Below are 20,618 nucleotides of genomic sequence, written 5' to 3'. Positions count from 1 at the left end.
GCTCTCCCGGTCTGTCTGGTTGTCGGTCAGGCCGCGCCGATGACGCGGTCCGTCGTGGGGTCGATAAGGATCATACGTTCCAGCCCGAGCCGCAGATGAACCTGATCCCCGCGGGAGGGGACACTGTCTCCCGTCAGGCGGGCGCAGGCCTCGGTACCGCCGAAGCCGAGATAGGCCAGCGTCTCGGCGCCCATCGTCTCCACCATTTGCACAGGCGCGACGGGGCCGTCGCCGGCCTCGATGACGATATCTTCGGGGCGCAGGCCGAAGACGACGGGCTGCCCGGCATAGCTTTCGCAGCCGGCGCGGCGGCTGGCGGGGACGGAGAGGCGGGTGCCGTCGGCCAGCTCGATCCAGAGCCCGTCATCACTCCCGCCCGTCAGCCGCGCATCGAAGAGGTTGACGGCGGGCGCGCCGATGAACTCGGCCACGAAGCGGGTGCGCGGGTTGCGGTAGATCTCCATCGGCGGGCCGGCCTGCTCGATCCGCCCCTCGTTCATCACCACGACGCGGTCGGCCATGGTCATCGCCTCCGTCTGATCGTGGGTGACGTAGAGCGTGGTGACGGGCTTGCGGGCATGGAGACGCTTGATCTCGAGCCGCATCTGTAGCCGCAGCCGCGCGTCGAGGTTCGACAGCGGCTCGTCGAAGAGGAAGACCTGCGGATCGCGGATGATCGCCCGGCCCATCGCCACCCGCTGGCGCTGGCCGCCGGAGAGGGCGCGGGGCCGCCGGTCCAGCAGCGGCTCGATCTCCAAGAGCTTTGCCACCTCCAGCACCGCCGCGTCCCGCTCGGCGCGGGAGAGCTTGCGGCGCCGCAGGCCGAAGGCGATGTTCTGGGCGACCGACATGTGCGGGTAGAGCGCGTAGTTCTGGAAGACCATCGCCACGTCGCGCTCCCCGGGGGAGCGGTCGTTGACCCGCTCGCCGCCGATGCGCAGCTCTCCCGAGCTGATCGCCTCCAGCCCCGCGACCATGCGCAGGGTGGTGGACTTGCCGCAGCCCGAGGGGCCGACGAGCACGACGAACTCGTTCTCGGCCACGGTCAGGTCGATGCCATGCACCACCTCGGTGTCGCCGAAGCTCTTGGAGATGCCGTCGAGGACGAGCTCAGACATGGTGCGCTCCAGGAATGCGGGGGCGGGCGGTCACGGGTGGACCCCGGCGAAATCGGTGCCGTCCGTATAGGCGGCGATGAAGCGGTTGCGGAACTCGTCCATCCGCCACGGCTCGACGTTACCGGAGGGGACGAGGCCCTCCGTCCAGCCCCATTCCTCCATCGGCGCCAGCGCCTCGGGCGGGCCGATGACGTGGATCGGCACGTCGTAGCTATCGCTGAGCGAGATCCAGTCGGCCGTCTGGTGATCGCCGAGGATGATAATCAGCGGCCCCTCCGGCGCGGTGCGCTCGGCGTAGGAGAAGGCGGCGGAGAGGGCGTAGTCGATGGCCTTGCTGTATTGCTCGCGCAGATAGTCGCGGTCCCGCCAGACGACCTCCGGCGGGTCGCCCGCGCCGTCATAGGGCGCGTAGACGCTGCCGTCGCCGACATCCTCCCACGGGATCATCGCCGGGATCGGCGTGAAGGGCGCATGGGAGGAGATGAGGGCGATCTGGGCGAAGAGCGGCCGGCGCTCTTCCACCGGCTCGGCGCGGAAGGCGCGGTCGAAGGCCGTCAGCGTGTACTGGTCGGGCATCGTCACCCAGTTGAAGGGCGGGCCACGGTAGCCGAGTTCGGTGGAATCGAGGATGTCCTCGAAGCCCATCAGGTCCCCCTCGGGCCAGTCGTAGCTGATCGCCGGCATGACGGCGGCGGTGTGGAAACCCGCCTCGCGGGCGAGGTGGAAGAGCGTGCGGCGGGGGCTGGCGAGCATGGCGCGGTAGCGCGTCTGGTCCGGCGTCCATAGGCCGGAGGAGACGGAGGCATGGGCGAGCCAGCTCTGCCCGCCGCGCATAGGCGCCGTCAGCCAGCCCGAGCGCATGGCAAGGCCGGCCTCCTCCATCCTCGCCGCCGCCGCCTCCATCGTCGCGACATGCGTCTCGGCATAGAGCGGCACGTCGATGCTGGCGCGGCCGTAGCTCTCCACGAAGAGGATCAGCACGTCGCGCCCGGCGAGCCGGCCGAAGAGGTCGCCGCCGTCGCCATAGGGATCGCTCCGCGCGGCGGCGGCGAACTCGGCGAGCTGCCCGGCCGTGCGGCGGATCTGCGCGACGCGCTCGGCGGCGACGCGGGCGGTGAATGCGGTGCCCGGCGGATCGACAGGCAGATCCCAGAGCCCGCGCCGATCCCCGACCTCGGCGACGACGACGAGGGTGGCAGCTACGGCGCCCACCGCGCCCGCCGCTCTGAGCGCCGCGCCGGGGAGCGAGGCCCGCGACCAGACGCCGGTCGCCCACCACAGGAGCCACGTGACGGCGACGATCACCGCGAGCGCGGCGAGGAGGGCTAAGGCCGCCAGCGGGATGCCGACGGCGCCGGAGCCGAGCCGCCACGCGGCGGGGAGCAGGTGCAGGTCGACGACCGGGTTGAAGCTTCGCCCGTAGGCGAGCTGGGTGGCGTAGTCCGCCGCCTTCAGGAGGGCGAGGAACGCGAGGATCGCCACCAGCACCACCCGGATCACCCGCGTGACGGTCGCCCGGGAGGGAAGGGCGAGCAGGCCCAGCAGGATTGCCGGCAGCTCCAGCGGGAAGAGCTTGAGCGCGCCCCACGTCATCGCGGCGGGGTGGTTCGGCTGGATCAGCACGAGGAACAGGACAGCCGCGGCAACGGCCAGACGCAGGACCGCGGCAAGGCCCACGCTCAGCGGCCCCGCCGGGAGAGCCAGAGGATGTCACGCCCGAAGGAGAAGGCCAGCAGCGCTGCCGCGACGATGGCGGCGACAGCGCCAAGCGTCTCCGGCAGGATCGGCGCGTGCAGGGCGAGGAGCGTGCCGAGCTGGATGACGCAGATGGTCTTGCGCAGCAGGCTCGGCGGCAGCGGCGCCCCCAGCCACGGCAGCGCCCAGCTGGCGACGAGGAAGGCATAGCGCGCCAGCCCGAGGATCAGCACGAGCGGCCCCGCCGCGCCGCCCTGCCACGCCAGAAGGGCGAGGACGAGGGCGAGGACGGCGTCGATCTCCATGTCGAACCGAGCGCCGAAGGCGGAGGAGAGGCCGTCGCGCCGGGCGAGCCAGCCATCCACGCCGTCGAGAGACAGCGCCAGCAGGCCGGTCGCGAAGACGGCCCAGCCGACCGCTGGGTCGGCGAGGGTGGCGGGGGCCGCGAGAGGCAGGGCGATGATGCAGCTGAGGCTGCCACGCAGGTAGGTGACGCAATTTGCCGCACCGAACCTGTCGTGCCCGAACGTCCGCTTGCCGGTCACCCAGAGCAGCGTCCCGATGGTCGCCGCCATCGCCGCGGCCATCCCGAGCGCGAGGAGGCGGCCGGTCTCCAAAGCAGGGCGGAGGGCCTCGAAGGCCCCGATCCCTGCGATGACGATGGCAAGATGGACGGCGGACATGCCGAGCATCCCGGCGACCGGCCCGGGCACAACCGGGCGGCTCCGACGCGCAAGCTCTGTGATCCGACCGGACGTTTCCACCAGAAAATAGTTAACCCGGCCGGTGCGAAGTCAAGCCCGCCGTTGCTGGATCGGCGGACGCAGCCTATGGGTGGAGAAACAACCGGGGGGCGACATGGCAAACGCGGCGGAGATCGAGGCAGGCCGGGCCGGGGCCGGCCGCTATCGCGGGCCGGCGCAGGCGCTGCACTGGCTGACGGCGCTGCTGATCCTCTCAACCATTCCCGCCGGTGTCATCATGGTCGAGGAGGGGACGAGCCGCCCGGTGCAGGATGCGCTCTACCTCTGGCACAAGAACGTCGGCGTCGTGATCTTCCTGCTCGTCGTGGCCCGCCTCATCTACCGGGCCTTCCACCCCGCCCCGCCGCTGCCGGGACGCGTGCCGCCGCTGCAGCGCAGGATCGCCTACGCGACGCACTGGCTGCTCTACCTGCTCGTCCTCGTCATGACGATCTCGGGCTACATCCGCGTCAAGGCGGGCGGCTTCCCCATCGAGATGCTGGACGCGCTGGGCCTCCCCTCGCTGGTGCCGCGCAGCGACGACCTCGCCGAGACGGCGCAAAACGTTCACCTCACGGCCCGCTACGCGATCGTCGTGCTGGTCCTGCTGCACATCGGCGCGGCGCTCTACCATCTGCTGGTCCGCAAGGACGGTGTCTTCCAGCGCATGCTCCCGGGCCGCCGCTAGAACGGCGCGACGAGGGCACGGACGGGCCGATGGTCGGAGGCGGCGCGGATGCCGGGGCCGTCGAGCACCGTGAAGCCGCTGACAGCGCCCGGCATGTCGCAGAGGATGCGGTCGAGCGGCAGGATCGGGCGGCCGACCGGGAAGCTCGGCTTGCAGGGGCCGGAGAGGCGGCACCCCGTGACGCGCGGGGAGAAGGCCAGCCCGCCCCAGGGGCGCCATTCGTTGAGATCGCCCATCAGCACGCTCGGCATGGAAGGGCGGCGGAAGATGTACTGCACCAGCGTGCGCACCTGCACGATCCGCAGGGGCTGGCCCAGCGACAGATGCGTGCAGAGGAGGCGCAGGGGGCCGTGCGGCGTCTCCGCCTCCACCGAGATGGCGCCGCGGTGGCAATGGCCGGGGAGGTCGATGACGTCGGCATGGGTGATCTGCCAGCCTGGCGGCAGGAACAGGATCGCGCCGAGAAACCCGTCGCTCTGCGCCCCCCAGCGCAGCCCCGGCCTGTCATGGACGGAGCGCAGGCCCGTCGCCGCCTCGATGGCTTGGATGTCGAGGATGCGCGCGTGAGGCGGCACCTCGTCGTCCGCCTCCTGCAGCCCGAGGATGTCGGCGCCGCCTTTCGGGCAGACCTCCTCCGCCAGCGTGTGCAGGATGCGGGCCGGGTCGACCCGCCCGTCGCCGCCGCGCCCGCGATGGACGTTCCACGAGACGGCCCGGAGGGCCGCCGGCTCTGCCGTTGCTGCTGCCGTCACGCGGGGGGCCTCCCTCGTTGCCGGGCGCGCCCGGGACCCGGCGGATTGCGCTTGCCCCGGCGACGCCCGCGCCGATAGTGCCGGGAATGGCACCCTCCTTGCAACGTCTCGGCCGCATCCTGCGCCTCCTGCTGCCCGTCGCGCTTCTGGTCTGGCTCTGGCAGGCGACGGACGGGCCGGAGGTGCTGAGCCTCCTGCGCGCGGCCGACCCGCTCCTCCTCGCCCTCGCGCTGGGCGCGATCCTTGCGCAGAACACGCTTTCGGCCCTGCGCTGGCGGCTCACGGCAGCGGGCCTCGGCCAGCCCATCGCGCGGGGCCGGGCGTTGCGGGAGTACTTCCTGTCGCAGTTCCTCAACATGACGCTGCCCGCCGGCGTGCTCGGCGATGCCGGCCGCGCCGTGAGGGCGCGCGAGGGCGTGGGGCTGGTGAAGGCGGGGCAGGCGGTCGTCATCGACCGGATGGTCGGGCAGGTGACGCTCTTCGCCGTGCTGCTGGCCGGGCTCTCGGTGGTCGGCCTGACGGGCGGGGCCGGGCGCTGGCCCGACTGGGTGCCGCCTCTGGCGCTGGGCATCGCCGGCGGCATCGTGGGGATCGCGCTCCTCCTCATCCTCCTCGCCTGGCTCGGCGGGCGCGTGGGGCGCGCGGTGGGCGGCTTCCTCGGCGGGGTGCGGGCGGCGGTGCTCTCGCGCCGGGCCTGGCCGCGTCAGGCGGGCTTCAGCCTCGCCATCGTCGCCTGCAACCTCGGCGCCTTCGCGCTCTGCGCCGCCGCGACGGGGACGATGCTGCCGCCGCTGGCCATCGTGACAATCCTGCCGCTGATCCTTGCCACCATGGTGATCCCCATCTCCGTCGCCGGCTGGGGCGTGCGGGAGGGCGCGGCTGCCGCGCTCTGGCCGGTGCTGGGCGCCAGCGCCGAGGCGGGTATCGCGGCCTCCGTCGCCATGGGGCTGGTGATCCTCGTCGCCTCGCTGCCCGGCGTGGTGGTGCTGATGGCGCCCGCGCCGAGACGTCGGGCCGACGACCCTGCCGAGGGCGAGACCTAGTCGGCCCCGGCGTCGGCCCTGGCTCGGCCGAAGACCTCGTCCTTGTCCTCGAAGAGCTTGGGATAGGTCACGTATTCCCGCACCGCCGCGCCGGGGATGTTCTTGAACTCCGTCTCCGGCCGTTTCATGTGCGCGAAGAACAGGGCGTTCTGGTCGATCCACCAGAGCGGCTCACCGTAGCTGCGGCTGAAGTGGTAGCTCAGGTATTCGCAGACCAGGGTGAGAAACGCCTCCGAGGCCGGCGTGGCCGGCGAGTAGACGCAGTTGGCCACCATCTTGTGCCACGGCAGGTTCAGCCCGGACATGATGCGCAGCTGCGTCTTCCTCGGGCGGAAGTAGCGGGCCTCCATCATGTCGCCGAAGTTCTTCTCGCAGCGCATGTCGATGTCGAGGATGAAGGCCGGGATCTTGAGGGTGGAGACTACCCGCCGCGCCGCGAAGAAACGGGCCGAGGCGAAATAAGCCTTGTCGTCAGGGCGTTGCGGGGCGTTCTCGATGTAGAAGATGACGTCGTCGCCGGCCTCGGCGCGCATCAGGGCCATGGCCTCCTCGTCGGGCGAGATGACGTGATACACCGCGAGATAGTCCCGGCATTTCGCCCGGATCGACGCCAGCGACAGGGACAGGAACCGCTTGAGGTAGGTGCTGTCCGCCGAGAAGACGATGGCATATCTCGCCTCCCGCCCGTCGCCCAGCGTCTCGATCACTGGGTCGCCGAAGGTGCAGTGCTTGCCGCGCGCCAGCTCCGGCCAGTGCGGGGTGCGCGCGGCACTGTTGAGCCCCAGCGACGGGAAGGCGTGCAGCTCCTGCGAGTAGGGGGAGGCATTGGCGAGGTACATCCACCCCGCCTTCCGGTCGCCATCCTCGAAGGCGAGCGCGGCGCGGAAGTGGGAGAGCGGGGCGAGGAGCCCGGCGATATCCAGCAGCGCCTCGATCTTGCCCCTGTCCTGCACCTCGAACCCCTCGCGCATGAAGCCCGAGCGCAGCGCGAGGTCGCACAGCTTGATCAGATCGGGCCGGCCCGAGAGCTGCCCGGCCTGCGGGCCGAGGTACTCTATGACGCCGTCGATGATTTCTTCGAACCGGCTCTCTTTGAAGGCGGCCAGGGCGTGTTCGTAGGTTTTCACGTAAAAGGGCACTCTTACAGATGGCAGGATGTTCAAGATCCCACCTAGCGGAAACCTAACGGCGATGCGACCGCCCGGTTGAAGGGGGCAGTCCGGCACCCGCGAACGGGCGGAGCGTCCCGGATTGCCCTGTGCTTTCAAGGGTATTGGGACTTCCAATGGTTCACATAAAGGAAGTGCGGCTCCCAAAGCTTGCGGGACGGGCCGAAAAGGAATGGAACAGGAGAAACCGATACGAAAAAGCGAGCTGTAGGCATCATGACCAAGCGAAACAGACGAGTGGCGGCGGCCATCACGGCGGCGACGATCGTCATGACGGCCGGTGGGAGCGGCTGGGCGTTCAGCGAGATGACGGACGAGGAGCGCGCCGCGATCGAGGCCGCGCAGGAGGCCGCCCGCGCCGAGGCTGACGCCGGGGAGGAAGAGGCCACCGAGATGACCATCTGGGACGGCATCTACACCGAGGAGCAGGCGCTGGCCGGCCGCTCCATCTACGGGCAGTCCTGCAACGCCTGCCACGGTGTCCGCGGACGCGGCACGCCCGGCGGCCCCGGCATCATCGGCAACGTGCTGGACGACAAGTACTTCGACGTCCCGCTCAGCGCCTACTACGACTACATCCATTACCAGATGCCCAAGGGGCAGCCGAACTCGCTGACGTCCGAGCAATATGCCGACGTCACCGCCTTCGTGCTGTCGCTGCACGGCGCGCCCGCGGGCGACATGGAACTCCCGGCCGATTACGACGTGCTCGACACGATCATCATCACGCACAAGCCGGAGGAGTGACCGGCCCGCGGCCGGCCCCCGAGGGGCCGTTGCCGCCGCCGGAGAGATTGCGCGGCCGGGCTTGAGGAGGCGGCCGCGCGAAGAAAACGTAAATGGGAGGAGAGATCCAATGAAGCTGCGTTCTGTATTGCTGACATCCGTCATGATGGCCGCCGGTGGCGCCGCCATGGCGCAGGTCGCGCCCGTCACGGACGAGATGCTTGCCAACCCCGACCCGGCCGACTGGCTCACCTATGGCCGGGCCCAGAACAACTACCGTCACAGCCCGCTGACGCAGATCACGCCCGAGAACGTCGACGACCTGCAGCTCGTCTGGGCCCGCGGCCTCGAGCCGGGGCCGATGCAGGGCTCGCCGATCATCTATGACGGCGTGATGTACATGCCCAACCCGGGCGACGTCATCCAGGCCATCGACGCCGTCACCGGCGACCTGATCTGGGAATACCGCCGCGCCGTCGGCGACACGATGCTGCTCAACTCGCTGGGCGACCGCAAGCGCGGCATCTCGATCTACGAAGACAAGCTCTACATGGCGACGTGGGACAACCACCTCGTGGCGCTCGATCTCGACAGCGGCCAGCTCGCCTGGGAGATCGACCGCGGGCAGGGGACCGAGATGGTCTCGAACACCTCCGGCCCGATCGTCGCCAATGGCGTCGTCGTCCTCGGCTCCACCTGCCAGTTCTCGCCCTTCGGCTGCTTCATCACCGGCCATGACAGCGAGACCGGCGAAGAGCTGTGGCGCAACGAGTTCATTCCGCGCCCCGGCGAGGAAGGCGACGAGACCTGGGGCAACGACTACGAGTCGCGCTGGATGACCGGCGTCTGGGGCCAGATCACCTATGACCCCGAGCTCGACCTCGTGTTCTACGGCTCCTCCGGTGCCGGCCCCGCCTCCGAGGCGCAGCGCGGCACGCCGGGCGGCACCCTCTACGGCACCAACACCCGCTTTGCGGTCCGTCCCGAAACGGGCGAGATCGTCTGGCGCCACCAGACCCTGCCCCGCGACAACTGGGACCAGGAATGCACGTTCGAGATGATCACGGCGGACATCACCGCCACGCCGAGCGAGTCGATGGAGGGCATGCTCGCCATCGGCGACGGCGCGACGGACGAGATGCAGCGCGTGCTGACCGGCATCCCCTGCAAGACCGGCGTCATGTGGCAGTTCGATGCGGAATCGGGTGACTTCATCTACGCCCGCTCCACCGTCGAGCAGAACATGATCGAGTCGGTCGACGAAGAAGGCATTGTCACCGTCAACGAGGACGCCGTCCTCAGCACGGTCGGCGAGACGGTCTACCACTGCCCGACCTACCTCGGCGGCCGCGACTGGAGCCCGTCGAGCTACGATCCGAACTCCAACCTCTTCTTCATCACGCTGTCCAACGCCTGCTACGAAGCGTCGGCCACGGATCAGGAGTTCGGCGCGCTCGACGTCTACAACACCGACACCACCTCCGTTCTGCCGGAAGGCAAGGACAACGTCGGCCGGATCGACGCCATCAACATTGCCACGGGCGAGACGGCCTGGAGCTACGAGCAGCCCCTGCCGATCTACGCCCCGCTGATGTCCACCGACAGCGGCGTGCTCTTCGCCGGCGGCGTCGACCGGGTCTTCAAGGCGCTCGACAGCTCCACGGGCGAGATGCTCTGGTCGACCAAGCTGGCGGCCGCGGCCTCCGGTCACCCGGTGACCTACGAGGTCGACGGTCGCCAGTACGTGGCCATCCCCTCGGGCGGCCCGAGCTACGGCGCGAGCTTCGCCTCCCTCGTCGGGGAGACGCTGGACCTGCCGACCACCGGCAACGCGGTCTACGTCTTCGCCCTGCCGGAAGGCGAGTGACCCTCTGAACGCGAGGCTCCGGCGGACGCATCTGTCCGCCGGGGCCTTCCTGTCTCCGCCGTGCCGGCCCTGGGGGCCGGCGCGGCGCTCAGGCCCGCCGGGCGCGGGCGACAAGGGGTACACGTATGCGACCGATCCAGCGCGCCCTCGCGGCGGCGTCTGTCGCCGGTATGGCTCTCTCCACCGCCGCCGCGGCGCAGGAAGGGATCATCAGCCGCGATATCTATCAGGACCGCCTGCGCAACGACGGCAACAAGATCACCTTCTGCTACAATCCCTTCGGGATGATGGCCGGGTTCGAGCGCGAGCTGGCCGAGACGCTCGGCATGGCGCTGCTGGCGGAGGTGGATTTCTTCGAGATCAGCCGCGGCGACCTGCAGACCATCCAGTCCGAGTACGACTACCGCATCCCGCTGACGGTCGATCAGATCTTCTACATGTTCGTCCAGTACTGCGATGCGTTCATGGGCTTTCTGGTCAATGACCGGAACCCCGAATGGGTCACGGTCAGCCGGCCCTATCTCAGCGCCGAGACGGTCATCTTCAGCCGCGACGAGGACGCCGACGAGATCGGCGATCTGCCCGGCGACACCCGCATCGGCACGCGCATGATGGCGCCGGGCGATGCGCAGCTCATCAACTTCCTCTCCGCCCAGCGCGCCGACTGGACGCGCGTGCCCTATTACGACAACGCCCTGGTGCTGGAGCGGATAGAGGACGGCAGCAATACCGCCGGCATGATGTGGCTGCCCGGCCTGCTGAATGCCACGGGCGGGGACCCGGAGGCCGCCGGCTACCACATCCTGCCGCAGATGCCCTTCCAGGTGCGCAGCGTCGATGTCGGCATCGCCACGCGCGCGCAGGACAGCTTCCTGAACACGACGCTGAGCGACGCCATCGCGGCGCTGCAGGCCGACGGCACCATCGAGGCCATGCTCGTCGCGCATGATCTCGCGCGGCCGGACGGCGGCTGACCTTGCGGGCGCGGCGGCGATCATGAGGGACATATCCGTCTGGCAGATGTTGCTCAGGGCCGCGGCCGCGTTCGTGCTGCTGACGGCCCATGGCGCCGCCTTCGCCAGTCTCGCGCGCATCCTCGGGGATGACGGGCCGAAGAAGGACGGGCGCGTCACGCTGAACCCCGTCGCGCAGGTGCCGATCTGGGCCATTCTCGCCGCGGTGCTCGGCCGCGCCGGCTGGGTGAAGCCGGTGGACGTGGACCCCGCCGAACTCCGAGGGGGCAGGGCGGGCCTGCTGGTCTGCGTCGCCGGGGCGCTGGCCGCGATGCTGGCCCTCGGCGTCCTCGCCTGGGCGCTGCGGCCGCTGGTGCTCGGCACCTTCTCCCCCGGCCTCTCCGCCGGCCTGAACTCCTGGCTGCTGACGACGTCCGAGCTGGCGGCATGGATCGCCCTGCTCGGCCTGCTGCCCATCCCGCCGCTCCCCGGCGGCTACCTGCTGCTGGCCGTCTGGCCTCAGGGCTACCACGCCATCGCCCGCCGCAATCAGATCGTCGGCGTGGCGCTCGTCGCGCTCTTCTGGCTCCTGCAGAGCAGCGGCGTCGCCGACGTGCTGCGCCCCCTCGTCCGCCTCCTCTCGCCGGCCGTCTCATGAGCGCGGCGGTGGAGCCGGCGGGCGGCGCCCGGGAGGCGCTCTTTGAGCCCATGCGCCGCGTCTCCCGCCGCTCGCGGCTGCGCGACACGCTGGCCGCCGTGCTGGCCGGGCTCATCGCCGGGCTGGCGGTGATCGGGGCGGCGGAAATCGCGGCCCTTGTTGGCGCCACGCTGCCCCCCGTCGTCCCTTTCGCGGCGGTGGCGTCGCTGCTCGTCGGTGCTGCCGTGGCGCTCGTCCTCTGGCGTCGGCGCCCGGCAGGCGCGGCGCTCGCCTTCCGCATCGACCGGCGCGCCGGCTTCGGGGAGGCCTACGGCACCGCCATCGACGTCGCCGGCCGCGAGGAGACGCCGGGCCCGGTGGGACAGGTGCTGCTCGAGCACCTCGCGCCCCGCGCCCGCAGCCTCGACACGTCCCGGATCGAACCGCTCTTCCCGCGCCCCGTCATCGTCCTCGCGGCGGTCGCCGCCGTCCTCCTCCTCGCCGTCGGCCTGAGCCTCGGCCTCCGGCAGGGCGCCGCGCCGGCCCCCGCCGCCGCGCCCCGCCCGCTGGAGGAGGCGGAGCCGGAGGACCCGGAGGCCGCGCTGCAGGCGGCGGCGGAGCGGATGGCGGCCGATGCCGAGGAGACGGGCGACGCCTATCTGGAGGCCGTCGCCCGCGCCATCGAGGACCGGCTGGAGCAGGCGCGCGCCGGCGGCGGCGAGATCAGCTCTGCCGAGGCGGAGGACCTTCTGGAGCACGCCGCCCGCGCCTATGGCGAGGACCAGCCGGACTGGCTGGGCGAGGGCGCGGGGGAGCGGCTCGCCGGCCTCGGCGACCGGCTGGAGGAGGAAGCGCGGCAGGAGGCCGCCCGCGCTGCCCGGGCCGAGCAGGAGGCCGACCGGCCCCCCGGCATGTATGACCGCCCGCCGGACATGGCCGAGCGCTATGTCGGCCGCGGCGAGGATGAGCTCCGCTCCGATCCGAACGCGCCGAGCGGCGAGGCCGCCGCGTCCTCCGACCCCGGCCTGACGGGCGGCGGCGGAGAGGACGAGCCCCGGCGGATGGACAGCGAGGATCTGCAATTCGCCGGCCGCGTCCCCGTCGGCGCCGCGCTGCAATCGGGCCGGGGCGAGAGCAACATGGCCGGCCTCGGCTCGCAGGACCTTCAGGAGGACGCGGACTTCGCGGGTCTCGCGGCCGAGACGGGTGAGACCATCCTCCTCGGCGGGCAGGCCTCGCCGGACGGCAACCGCATCCGCATCGAGCTGCCGCCGGAGGTGGAGGCTGCGGCAGCGGCGGAGGCCGCGGCGGCCGGCTTCGCCTCCGGCGGCGCAGAGGGCCCGGCGGCCGGCGCCCGGGCACGCAGCGTCGTCTCTCTGGAGGGGCGGGACATGGTGGCCCGCTACCTCGGCCGCGGCACCACCTGCGAGGGCGCGGGGTGCTGAGCTTCTCCGCCCCCCTCTTCCTCGCCGTCGGGCTGGTCGCGGCCGGCGTCCTGCTGCTGCACGCCGTGCGCAAGCGCCGCGCCGAGGTGCCGAGCCTGCTCATCTGGCGCCGCTTCGCCCTCCCGGAGGGCAGCCGGCAGGCGCGCCGCCGCTGGCCGCCCTTCTCCTGGCCGCTGGTCCTGCAGATCGCCGCCGTCCTGCTTCTCGCGACGGCGCTCGCCCAGCCCTATCTCTCCCGCCGCGCGCCCGCCGAGCATCTCGTACTGGTGCTGGATGGCTCCGCGCAGATGGCGGCAGAGAGCGCCGACGGGACCCCGCTCTTCGACGCGGCACTGGCGGAGCTTCGCGGAGACCTCGAGCGCCCTGGCGCCGTCTCTCCCGCCCGCCTCTCCGCCATTCTCGCCGGCCCCGAGCCGCGCCTGCTCGCCGCCGCCTGGCCCTGGCGGCCGGAGATGGCGGCGCCCCTTCTGGACGGGCTCACCTCGGCGGAGGCCGCGGCGGACTGGGCCGAGGTGGCGCGCATGGTGCAGGGCGTCGGCGGCGACGCGGAGGGGGCGGAGATCCTCCTCCTCTCCAGCGGCCCCGTGCCCGAGGAGCTGGCGCCCTTCGCGCCTGGGCTTCGCCGCCCGCCCGTCACTGCCGCGCCGCGCCCGGCCGTCACGGCGGAGGTCACCGCCCTCAACGCCGACGCCGGCCGCTGGCGCGTCACCGCAGAGGTGACCTTCCCCGAGGGCGCCGGGCCGACGCAGCTGACGCTCGGCTACAGCGACGCCCCGGGCGTCACGCCGCTCCCCTGGGCGGAGATCGACGTCGAGCCCGACGACGACGGGCAGGACAGCGTCACCCGTGATCTGGAGCTACCGGGGCCGGGCATCCTCACCGTTGCGCTGGCCGGGGGAGAGGAGGAGCACTTCACGCTCGGCCTGCCGCCGCCGGAGCTTCCGGTGCTCTACCTCGGCCCCGGTGAGCAGCCGCTCCTCGCCGCGCTCTCCGCCGTGCCGCAGGTGGCGCTCTACCAGGCGGCGGAGCTGCCCGAGGACCTCTCCGCCTACGCGCTCGTCATCGTCGACGGCGTCACCGTCGCCCGCGAGCCCGAGGCGTCGACCCTCTGGATCGGCGCGGCCCATGCGGAGGGGACACCGCAGCCCGTCGCCGTCGAGGGCCCCGATCCGGGGGACTGGTCCGGCACCAACCCCCTCGGGCAGGCGCTGCCCTGGAGCGACCTGTCGCTCAGCCGCGCCTATGCCGCCCCGGCCATGGAGGGCGCGGAGGTCATCGTCTCCGGCAGCGGCGTGCCGCTGGTGGAGCTGCGCAGCGGGGCCACGCGCGCCGACCTGCGGCTGGCCTTCGACCCCGCTGACAGCTCCTGGCCCGGCACGCCGGAGATGGCGCTGCTGGCCGGCGCGCTCCTGCAGGCGCTCGACCTGCCGACCCGCGAGCCGGGGCCGGCCTGCGTGGTGGGCCAGCCCTGTGCCGCCCCGCTGGAGGGGATGGAGGAGGCGACCACCGGCGCCCCGCTTGCCCATGAGGGCCACGTGCCGCTGAGCGCCGGCCTCTTTTGGGACCCGAGCACGGAGCAGATCCTCGCCATCAACGCGCCGCCCGCCGACACCCCCGCCGGAGAGGCGCCGCCGCTGGAGCCGGCCTCCGCCGCGCTCCTGCCGCAGGGGCTGGCGCCGTGGCTCATCGGCCTCGCCGCCGCCTGCATCCTCGCCGACAGCGCCTATGCCGTCTTCACCGGTCGCAACCGCGGGCAGCTCCCTGTGCTCGCGCTCCTCGCGCTCGCGCTGCTGGTGGCCGGCGTGCTGCGCCTGCCGGCGCCGGAGGTCTCGCCCCGCGAACGGCTTGTCCTCGTGACGGCGGACGGCAGCCTTGCACCCAGCAGCGGCCTCACCGGCCCCGACCTCTCGGTCGTCCGCGCCGGCCCGGTGCCGGAGCTCGCCGGCTCCGCGGTCGACCCCGCCGCTCCTGAAGCCGGCCAAGCCCCGCTCCTCCACGGCACCGAGGCCCTCGCCCTCGCCGTTGCCAGCGTGCCCCCGGGCCAGAGCGGGCGCGTGCTGCTCACCGCCTCACTCGGGCAGCGCCCCGATCTGGGGGAGGTGGCGGCAGCCACCGGCGGTGCCGCCCTCCCGGTGGATTACCTGCGGCCGGAGCGCCTCGCCCCCGACGAGGTCGTCCTGCGGCGGATCGAGACGTCGCGCGCCGCGCTCATCGGCGACCGGCTGCGCATCACCGGGTTCGTCGAGGCGGGGCAGGGGACGGAGCGGCGGCTGCGCATCTTCCGCGACGGGGCGGAGATCGCCTCCCAGCCCGTCAGCCTGCAGCCGGGCACCAACCGGCTGGAGATGGTCCTCCCCGCCCAATCGGAAGCGGAGCCGGCGCTGGTTGAAATGCTGATCGAGCCCGAGGGGGCCGACAGCCCCGCCAACAACCGCGCCGGGCGGATCGTCCACCCGCGCCCCCTGCGGCCCGTCGCCGTCATCAGCCCCGACCCGGCGCATGGCGAGGCCTTCGCGGCGCTGCTCGCCGGTGCAGGGCTGACGGTGGATGTCCTCGCCCCCGACGCGGCGCCCGACTATGTGCGCGGCTGGCTCGGCTACGGCACCGCGGTGCTGCTCAACACCCCCGCCATCTCGCTGACCAGCCGCAAGCAGGAGATCCTGGAGGAGGCGGTGCGCGAGCACGGGCTGGGGCTGCTGTTGCTAGGGGGCGCCAACAGCTTCGGGCCCGGCGGGTACTTCGAGACGCCGCTCGAGGATCTCTCGCCGCTCTCTGCCAAGGTGCCGCGCGATGCGCCCGAGGTGGCGATGATGTTCGTGCTCGACCGCTCCGGCTCCATGCAGCAGGCGGTGGGCGAGGGGACGCGGCTGGACATGGCCAAGCGCGCGACGCTCTCCGCCATCGAGCTCCTCAACAGCGAGAGCCAGGTGGGGATCGTCGTCTTCGACGCCGAGGCGCGCACCGTGCTGCCGATGAGCGACCTCGACATGGGGGTGGCGGAGGCGGCGCTCACGCAGGTCGATCCCGGCGGCGGCACCTCGATCTACCCCGGCCTCGTGGCGGCGTGGGGACAGATGGGTCAGGCGGAGTCCGCCGCGCGCCATGTCATCGTGATGACCGACGGTCTGTCTCAGCCCGGCGACTGGCCCGGCATCCTCGGCCAGATGCGGGAGGCGGGGGTCACCGTCTCTGGCGTCGCCATCGGCGAGGGGTCCGACAGGACGACGGTGGAGGAGATCGCCGCGCTCGGCGGCGGCGCGGCGCATGTCACGCGGGACTTCGCGGCGCTGCCCTCCATCCTCTCGCAGGAGGCGATGATGTTCTCCTCCCCCGTGGAGGAGGGGGCGCGGCAGCCCTCGTGGACAGACCGGTCCGCCCCCGGTGCGGACGCCTTGCCCGCCCGCCTGCCGCCGGTCACCGGCTACGTGCTGACCACGGCCAAGGACGAGGCGGAGGTGGCGATCACCGTGCCGGACGAGGAGGGCGAGGACGCCCCGCTCCTCGCCGCATGGGCCTACGGAACGGGGCAGGTGCTCGCCTTCACCTCCGACGCGACGGGGCCGTGGACGGAGGACTGGCACGCGCTGCACGGCTACGGCGGCTTCTGGGCGAGCGCCGCGCGCGGCGTGCAATCGCCGCTGCCGGCGACCGGCCGCATCCTCGATGCCAGCAGCGACGGCGAGCGGCTGACCGTCAGTCTTACGGTGCTGGACGAGAACGGCGAACCGGAGAGCGGCCTGCGCGAGGCCGCCAGGGTGGAGCGCCCGGGAGGAGAGACCGACCGCCTGCGCCTGATCGAGGCGCAGCCGGGGCTCTACGAGGGCTCCCTGCCGCTGGCTGCCCCCGGCACCTATCGCGCCAGCGTCGGCGAGGGGGAGGCCGTGGCCGAGACGGCCTATCACCTTTCCTACGCCCCCGCCTTCACCCCGCCCGCCGATCTCGCGGCCGGCGAATGGCTCGCCTCGGCGACCGGGGGCGAGCTGACCACGGTTGAGGAGGCGACGGAGGCCGGCCGGGGGCTCCGCTTCGGCTGGGCCGGGGCGTGGCGTCCCTGGGTGATCGCCGGCCTCGTCCTTTTCCTCGCGGCCCTGCTGCGCCGCTACATCGACTGGCCCGGGCGGGCCAACAGGACCCGCATGGAGGGAACACAATGACCGACCAGACGACGACCGCGATGGCCGAAGCCGCTCGCCCGGACGGGGCAGGCGAACTGGCGCGCCTGCGCGCCGCGCTCGCCGGCACGCTGACGGGCATGCAGACGAGCGTCGTCGGGCAGGAGGGGCCGCTGCGGCTGATCCTGACCGGGCTGATCGCCGGCGGGCACATCCTGCTGGAGGGGCCGCCGGGCGTCGGCAAGACGCTGATGGTGCGCAGCCTCGCCGCCGCCACCGGGCTGGGCTTCTCCCGCATCCAGTTCACGCCCGATCTCATGCCCGCCGACATCACCGGCGCCATGGTCATCGTGCCGGGGGAGGACGGGCGCAATCATCTGGAGTTCCGCCGCGGCCCCATCTTCGCCCAGCTGCTGCTGGCCGACGAGATCAACCGGGCCACGCCGCGCACCCAGTCGGCGCTGCTGGAGGCGATGCAGGAGGGCACCGTCTCCGCCGCCGGCGAGTCGATGCAGCTGCCGAAACCGTTCTTCGTTCTCGCCACGCAGAACCCGATCGAGATGGAGGGGACGTACCAGCTCCCCGAGGCGCAGATCGACCGCTTCCTCTTCCGCGTCGACATCGCCTACCCGGACAGCGCCATGCTCTCCGGCATCCTCGCCGCCACGACCGGCGGAGCATCCGCCGAGCAGGCGCAGACGATCACGCCGGAGGATATCCTCGCCCTGCAGCGCCTCGTGCGCGCCGTGCCGCTGGCCGAGCGGCTGCGGGCGGCGGTGGCGGAACTCTGCGTGCGCTCGCAGCCGGGCAGCCCCGATGCGCCGGAGGAGGTGCGCCGCAACATCCGCTTCGGCATCAGCCCGCGCGGCGCGCAGGCGCTGGTGCTCTCCGCCAAGGCCAACGCCATGATCGCCGGGCGCGACCATGTGGCGGTGGAGGATCTGCGCGCCGTGCTCGGCCCCGTCACCGGCCACCGCGTCCAGCCCAACTTCGAAGGCCGGGCGAGCGAGGTGGACGTGGCGGGCCTGATGCGGCGGCTCTTCGACAAGACCGTGGGGGCCGTCTGATGCGCCCGCCCGCCGCCCTGCTCGACAGGCTGATGACCAGCCGGCTGCTGCCCTCCCGGGCGCAGCCGACGGCCGGCGTCGGCGAGCGGCGCTCGCGCCAGAAGGGCGCGGGGATGGAGTTCGTCGATCACCGCCCCTACCAGGCGGGCGACGACACGCGGCATCTCGACGTGCATGTCATGGCCCGCACCGGCGACACGGTGATCCGGCAATACGCGCAGATGAGGCAGCTGCCGGTGACGGTGTTCGTCGATCTCAGCGCCTCGATGGGCGGGGCGAAAGCCCAGAAGGAGACGGCGGCGCGGCTGATCGCGCAGGTCTTCGGCTTCGTCGGCCTCGCTGCGGGCGACCGGGTGCAGGTGGCGACCTGCGGCGCCGGCGGCGTGGCGGCGCAGGTCTCCCCCCGCTGGCAGGGCTCCGGCCGGGCCGATGACCTCTTCGCCTGGCTCGCCCGGGCGCCCGGTGGCGGGGCGGCGGATGTCGCGGGCGCGCTCCGGCAGCTCCTCGGCTCCCTCACCGCGCGCGGGCTGGTCATCGTCATCTCCGACTGGTGGGACGAGGCGCTGCCCGATCAGCTCTCCCTCGCCGAGGCGCAGGGGCAGGAGGTCTGGGCCATCCAGCTCCTCAGCGAGGCGGAGCGGAACCCGGAAAGCCTCGGCAGCGGCGTGATGACCCTCGGCGATGCCGAGACGGGCGAGGAGATCGACGTGCGGCTCGATGCGGGAACGCTGGGGCGCTATGCCGAGGCGCTGCAGGCCTGGCAGGCCGGGATAGAGGAGGCATGCCGCCGGCGGCAATGGCATGCCTTCCAGGTGGCGGCGGAGGAGGATCTGGCCGATCTCTTCCTGCGCCGCCTTCGGGGCAGGGGAGTGCTGACATGACGGGCAAGGCGATCAGGGTGGAGGGCGTCCGCAAGGAGTTCGGCCGCGTCACGGCGCTGGACGGGGTGAGCCTCGAGGTGCCGGCGGGCAGCCATTTTGCCATCCTCGGCCCCAACGGCGCCGGCAAGTCGACGCTGATCGACATCCTGTGCACCATCACGCAGGCCGATGCCGGGCAGGCGGAGGTGGCGGGGTTCGACGTGCGCAAGTCGCCGCGAGATGTGCGCCAGCGGATCGGCGTCGTCTTTCAGGATCCAACGGTCGACACCCGCCTGACGGTGCGCGAAAACCTCGATTTCCATGGCCTCGTCTACCGCATGAAGGGCGCCCACCGCCGCCGCCGCATCACCGAGATGCTGGAGCTTGTGGAGCTGGCCGACCGGGCGGAGACCCCGGTGCGCACCCTCTCCTCCGGCATGAAGCGCCGGCTGGAGATCGCGCGGGGGCTGCTGCACGAGCCGCAGCTGCTCTTCCTCGACGAGCCGACGGTCGGCCTCGACGCCCAGTCCCGCGCGCGGATCTGGGAATACATCGCCGAGCTGCGGACGCGCAGCGAGCTGACGGTGGTGGTGACGACGCATTACATCGACGAGGTCGACAATTGCGACCGCGTCGTGGTGATCGACAAGGGGCAGGTGCGGGCCGATGCCACCCCCTCGGCGCTGAAGGCCGAGCACGGCAGGACCGTTCTGCGCGGCCGCCCCCTCTCTCCCGCGGCAGCGGAGCGGCTGCTGGCGCAGTTCCCCGGCGCCGCGCGGGCCACGGACGGGCGCCTCGCCATCCCGGTGGATGACCCGGTGGCGCTGGGGCGGATGCTGCAGGAGACGGGCGGCGAGCTGGACCAGATCGAGATCGACCAGCCCAGCCTCGAAAGCGTCTTCCTCTCCCTCACCGGGCGCGACCTGCGGGAAGAGCCGGCGTCGCCCCGCGGCGGGCGAAAAGGGCGCCGTGGATAGCCGCGCCCTTTCCGAGCGCACCTGGCTGGTGGCGCTGGCGCGGGTCGGCTTCGTCGGCCTGCTGCTGCTGCTGTGGTGGATCGCCTCGCTCAGCGTCTCGCGCAACCTCATCCCCGCCCCGTCGGAGACTTGGGCGGCGGCGCAGCGGCTCTTCGCCGAGGGCCGGCTGCAATCGGCGCTGCTGGAGAGCCTGACGATCTACGGCTCGGGCTACGGCCTCGCCATCCTCGTTGCCATTCCGCTCGGGCTGCTGATGGGCGCCGTGCGGCTGCTCGGCCGGGTGCTCGACATCTTCGTCTACGCCCTCTCGGCCACGCCGCGCGTCGCCTTCATCCCGTTGATCATCGTGCTCCTCGGCCTCGGCTTCGAGGCGAAGACCTTCATCGTCTTCCTCGGCGCCGTCATGCCGATCATCATCAACACCTATGCCGGTGTCCTGCAGGCCGACGAGGAGCTGGTGGAGATGGCCCGCTCCACCGGCGCGGGCCGCTTTCGCATCTTCGCCCGCATCGTGCTGCCCGGGGCGATGCCCTACGTCATCGTCGGGCTGCGCCTCGGCGCCACAATCGGGCTGATCAACACCGTCGTCGCCGAGCTCTACACGGCCGTGGCCGGGCTCGGCGGCCTTCTTTCGATCTACGGCAACACCTTCCGCATGGCCGAGTACTTCGTCGTGGTGCTCACGCTCGCGGCCATCGGTGTCGTCGTCACGGAACTTCTGCGGCTCGTCGAGTCGCGGCTCGCGCGCTGGAAGAAAGACCTGTGA

Annotated in this window: 17 protein-coding genes; 12 read left to right on the top strand and 5 right to left on the bottom strand. The window is 72.0% G+C overall.

The window, feature by feature from the left end:
- Positions 1-26: 26 nt before the first annotated feature.
- The 3 genes from GY170_RS09520 to GY170_RS09510 are packed head-to-tail and all read right to left on the bottom strand — an operon-like array spanning position 27 to position 3,496.
- The gene (locus GY170_RS09520; protein WP_163892666.1) at positions 27-1,118 is read right to left on the bottom strand and encodes an ABC transporter ATP-binding protein; all 1,092 of its coding nucleotides are present in this window, start codon (positions 1,116-1,118) and stop codon (positions 27-29) included.
- Positions 1,119-1,148: 30 nt separating this feature from the next.
- Positions 1,149-2,795, bottom strand: coding sequence for an alkaline phosphatase family protein (locus GY170_RS09515; protein ID WP_235937827.1), 1,647 nt, complete (start codon positions 2,793-2,795; stop codon positions 1,149-1,151).
- A 2-nt stretch (positions 2,796-2,797) separates the two neighbouring features.
- Positions 2,798-3,496, bottom strand: coding sequence for a CDP-alcohol phosphatidyltransferase family protein (locus GY170_RS09510; RefSeq protein WP_235924093.1), 699 nt, complete (start codon positions 3,494-3,496; stop codon positions 2,798-2,800).
- Between the two features lie 175 nt (positions 3,497-3,671).
- On the opposite strand from GY170_RS09510, the gene GY170_RS09505 reads away from it, so the two are divergent.
- Positions 3,672-4,244, top strand: a complete 573-nt coding sequence (locus GY170_RS09505) for a cytochrome b (protein ID WP_163892663.1) — start codon at positions 3,672-3,674, stop codon at positions 4,242-4,244.
- Here GY170_RS09505 and GY170_RS09500 read toward each other — a convergent pair.
- Entirely contained in the window at positions 4,241-4,996 is a 756-nt protein-coding gene (locus tag GY170_RS09500) for an endonuclease/exonuclease/phosphatase family protein (protein ID WP_163892661.1), read from the bottom strand. The genes GY170_RS09505 and GY170_RS09500 overlap by 4 nt on opposite strands.
- A gap of 86 nt (positions 4,997-5,082) precedes the next feature.
- Between GY170_RS09500 and GY170_RS09495 the strand changes: the two genes are divergently transcribed.
- The gene (locus GY170_RS09495; protein ID WP_163892658.1) at positions 5,083-6,039 is read left to right on the top strand and encodes a lysylphosphatidylglycerol synthase transmembrane domain-containing protein; all 957 of its coding nucleotides are present in this window, start codon (positions 5,083-5,085) and stop codon (positions 6,037-6,039) included.
- Here GY170_RS09495 and GY170_RS09490 read toward each other — a convergent pair.
- A complete protein-coding gene (locus GY170_RS09490) occupies positions 6,036-7,166 on the bottom strand; it encodes a hypothetical protein (RefSeq protein WP_163892656.1) in 1,131 nt (376 codons plus the stop codon). The genes GY170_RS09495 and GY170_RS09490 overlap by 4 nt on opposite strands.
- A gap of 258 nt (positions 7,167-7,424) precedes the next feature.
- Here GY170_RS09490 and GY170_RS09485 point away from each other — a divergent pair, with 258 nt between their 5' ends.
- The 10 genes from GY170_RS09485 (at position 7,425) to GY170_RS09440 (ending at position 20,618) form a co-directional block, all read left to right on the top strand.
- Complete coding sequence (locus GY170_RS09485; protein ID WP_163892652.1) at positions 7,425-7,955, top strand: c-type cytochrome; 531 nt, start codon at positions 7,425-7,427, stop codon at positions 7,953-7,955.
- A 109-nt stretch (positions 7,956-8,064) separates the two neighbouring features.
- Entirely contained in the window at positions 8,065-9,801 is a 1,737-nt protein-coding gene (locus GY170_RS09480) for a pyrroloquinoline quinone-dependent dehydrogenase (RefSeq protein WP_163892649.1), read from the top strand.
- Positions 9,802-9,926: 125 nt separating this feature from the next.
- Positions 9,927-10,775 carry a type 2 periplasmic-binding domain-containing protein gene (locus GY170_RS09475; protein ID WP_163892646.1) on the top strand — a complete coding sequence of 283 codons (849 nt, stop codon included), beginning with the start codon at positions 9,927-9,929 and terminating at the stop codon, positions 10,773-10,775.
- Positions 10,776-10,797: 22 nt separating this feature from the next.
- On the top strand, positions 10,798-11,412 hold the full coding sequence (locus tag GY170_RS09470; RefSeq protein ID WP_163892644.1) for a zinc metalloprotease: 615 nt from the start codon (positions 10,798-10,800) through the stop codon (positions 11,410-11,412).
- Positions 11,409-12,836, top strand: coding sequence for a hypothetical protein (locus GY170_RS09465; RefSeq protein WP_163892641.1), 1,428 nt, complete (start codon positions 11,409-11,411; stop codon positions 12,834-12,836). The genes GY170_RS09470 and GY170_RS09465 overlap by 4 nt, the downstream gene beginning before the upstream one ends.
- Positions 12,830-16,990, top strand: a complete 4,161-nt coding sequence (locus tag GY170_RS09460; RefSeq protein WP_163892638.1) for a VWA domain-containing protein — start codon at positions 12,830-12,832, stop codon at positions 16,988-16,990. Before GY170_RS09465 ends, GY170_RS09460 begins: the two co-directional genes overlap by 7 nt.
- Positions 16,987-18,015 carry an AAA family ATPase gene (locus tag GY170_RS09455; RefSeq protein WP_235924092.1) on the top strand — a complete coding sequence of 343 codons (1,029 nt, stop codon included), beginning with the start codon at positions 16,987-16,989 and terminating at the stop codon, positions 18,013-18,015. Before GY170_RS09460 ends, GY170_RS09455 begins: the two co-directional genes overlap by 4 nt.
- On the top strand, positions 18,015-18,896 hold the full coding sequence (locus tag GY170_RS09450) for a DUF58 domain-containing protein (RefSeq protein WP_163892635.1): 882 nt from the start codon (positions 18,015-18,017) through the stop codon (positions 18,894-18,896). The genes GY170_RS09455 and GY170_RS09450 overlap by 1 nt, the downstream gene beginning before the upstream one ends.
- A complete protein-coding gene (locus tag GY170_RS09445) occupies positions 18,893-19,852 on the top strand; it encodes an ABC transporter ATP-binding protein (protein ID WP_163892633.1) in 960 nt (319 codons plus the stop codon). The genes GY170_RS09450 and GY170_RS09445 overlap by 4 nt, the downstream gene beginning before the upstream one ends.
- On the top strand, positions 19,845-20,618 hold the full coding sequence (locus tag GY170_RS09440) for an ABC transporter permease (RefSeq protein WP_235937826.1): 774 nt from the start codon (positions 19,845-19,847) through the stop codon (positions 20,616-20,618). Before GY170_RS09445 ends, GY170_RS09440 begins: the two co-directional genes overlap by 8 nt.

This window comes from Pseudoroseicyclus tamaricis (assembly GCF_012070395.1).
Taxonomy (GTDB): Bacteria; Pseudomonadota; Alphaproteobacteria; order Rhodobacterales; family Rhodobacteraceae; genus Pseudoroseicyclus_A; species Pseudoroseicyclus_A tamaricis.
The sequence above is the reverse complement of the archived record's forward strand: the minus strand, read 5'-3'. Positions and strand labels throughout refer to the sequence as shown.